This is a genomic window from Paracraurococcus ruber (assembly GCF_004353985.1).
Taxonomy (GTDB): Bacteria; Pseudomonadota; Alphaproteobacteria; order Acetobacterales; family Acetobacteraceae; genus Paracraurococcus; species Paracraurococcus ruber.
Genome location: NZ_SMOA01000492.1, coordinates 1 through 2,344, shown reverse-complemented (window position 1 = coordinate 2,344; position 2,344 = coordinate 1). Strand labels below are relative to the sequence as shown.

The 2,344-nt window shown below is 76.1% G+C and carries 2 protein-coding genes; both read right to left on the bottom strand.

Annotated elements, in window-relative coordinates; translation table 11 throughout:
• A partial coding sequence (locus E2C05_RS31110; RefSeq protein ID WP_133223480.1) for an MFS transporter occupies positions 1–1,260 on the bottom strand: 1,260 nt, incomplete at its 3' end.
• 109 nt (positions 1,261–1,369) lie between these two features.
• Positions 1,370–1,969 carry a TetR/AcrR family transcriptional regulator gene (locus tag E2C05_RS31105; protein ID WP_133223479.1) on the bottom strand — a complete coding sequence of 200 codons (600 nt, stop codon included), beginning with the start codon at positions 1,967–1,969 and terminating at the stop codon, positions 1,370–1,372.
• Positions 1,970–2,344 lie beyond the last annotated feature (375 nt).

Here is a 2,344-nt window from a genome sequence, read left to right as displayed (position 1 = left end):
CGGCGGGCGCAGGGCCAGCGCCAGCGCCGCCGCCACCAGGCAGGCGGCGCCGGCCAGGGCGAAGGCGGGCAGGTAGCTCGCCAGCGCGTCGCGGCTGAGGCCGGCGCCCAGCGCGGCGACGGCGGCGCCAAGCTGGTGCGCGGTGAAGACCCAGCCGAAGACCACCGGCGCGTGCTCCCGCCCGAAATTCTGCGCGGCCAGCTTCACGGTGGGCGGCACCGTGGCGATCCAGTCCAGCCCGTAGAACACCGCGAACAGCGACAGGCCCCAGAGCGAGAAGTCGCTGAAGGGCAGGGCCAGCAGCGACAGGCCGCGCAGCCCGTAATACCAGGCGAGCAGCACGCGGTTGTCGTAGCGGTCGGACAGCCAGCCGGAGGCGATGGTGCCGACGAAGTCGAAGGCGCCCATCATCGCCAGCACCCAGGCGGCATCCACCTCCGCCATGCCGAAATCGCTGCAGAGCGGGATGAAATGCGTCTGCACCAGGCCGTTGGTGGAGAGGCCGCAGACCAGGAAGGTGGCGAAGAGGATCCAGAAGGCGCGGGTGCGCGCGGCATCGCCCAGCACGGCGAAGGCGGTGCGCACCGGGTTGCCGGCGGCGGGCGGCGGCGGCGCGGCGGCGCCGGGCGCCTCCCCATAGGCGAGGAGGCCGAGATCGGCGGGCCGGTCGCGGCCCAGCAGGAAGAACAGCAGCGCCGCCAGGCCGCAGGCGACAAGGCCCGGCGCCATGGCGCTGCGCCAGCCTTCCTCCCGCGCCAGCCAGGCGGCCAGCGGCAGGAAGGCGAGCTGGCCGGTGGCGTTGGCCGCGGTCAGCAGGCCGACCACCAGGCCGCGGCGCTGCACGAACCAGCGGTTGGCCACCGTCGCGCCCAGCACCAGCGCCGTCATGCCGGTGCCGATGCCGGTCACCACGCCCCAGAACAGCCAGAGCTGCCAGACCTGCGTCATGCCCATGGAGGCGAGGCAGCCGGCGAGCACGAGCGCCAGGGCGAAGGCGACGATGCGGCGCAGGCCGTAGCGCTGCAGCAGCGCCGCGGCGAAGGGCGCCATCAGGCCGAACAGCAGCAGCCGCAGCGCCAGCGCGCCGGAGATCGACGCCGTGTCCCAGCCATATTCCCGCTGCAGCGGCAGCAGGAAGGCGCCCAGCACGCCGAGCGCGCCGGCCGAGGCGAGGGAGACCAGGAAGGTCAGCCCCACCATCACCCAGGCATAGTGGATGCCGCGGCGCGCCAGCGCGGCGGCGAGCAGGTTGGCGGCCATGTCTCGGGGTCCTTCCAGTCCGGGGCGAAGGTCGGTGGTCCGCCGCTGCGGCGGCCCGGGGGCGCGACGCATCGCCGCGCCGCCCGAGCGTCCCGATGGCGGCGGAGGGTCATGCGTCGGGCTGCCCGCGGCCCTCCGCGATCGGCTCCAGGCTCTCGGCCAGGTGGCGGCGGCCGGCGGCGAGCAGCCGGTCGGACAGCGCCGGGTCGTCCACGGCGCGGGCGAGGGTGAGGGCGCCGACCAGCGTGGCGAGGGCGGCGAGGGCCGCATCCTCCCGCGCCTCGGCCGGGCGGCCGGGCAGCAGTGTGGCGACCTGGCCGGCCAGGCGGCGCAGCCCGGCGCTATAGGCGGCGCGCAGCCCAGCGGGCTGCCGCGGCATCTCCGACCCGAGCGCGGCCAGGGCGCAGCCGCCGCCCGGCGCATCCCGGTGGCTGCGGGAGAGGTAGCGGCGGACCAGCAGGTCCAGCGCCGGCGTCTCCCCCGGCGGCAGCAGCGCGTCGGACCCGCCTTCGAGCGCCGCCGCCAGGGCCTCGGCCGCCAGCCGCTCCTTCGAGCCGAACTGGCTGTAGAGGCTGCCATGGCTGAGCCCGGCGGCGCCGACCAGCGCGTCCACGCCGGTGCCCTGTAGCCCACGCTCGCGGAACAGCCGGGCGGCCGCGGCGAGGATGCGGGCGCGGTTCTCGGCCGATTGCTGCTTCGAGACCTTCATGCGGGACCCTCCGTCCGGGATGCGGCGGTGCCGTGGGTATTCGGACAGATCGTCATGAAAAATGCAATGGTGGTGGTCGTCACGAAATCCGGCCGGGTGTCGCGCCGTGCTCATCCGGGGGCCTCGGGCCAGCATTGCGGCTGGCAGGGTCCTGCCGCAGGCGCGCGCGGCGGCGCAGGGCCGGCCCGGAATCGTCCGGACAGAGCGCGCTCCCTCGGCGGGCACGCGTGGCGGCGCAGCCGGGGCTGGACCCCATGCCCGGGGGCGAAGATCCCGAGGCCGCGCGCATCGCAGGGCGCCCGCCGGCGGTGCGCGGCGCCTCGGGCCATCCGGCGGGACCGCAGGACGCGGGGCAGCCCGTGCCGGCGCCGCGCC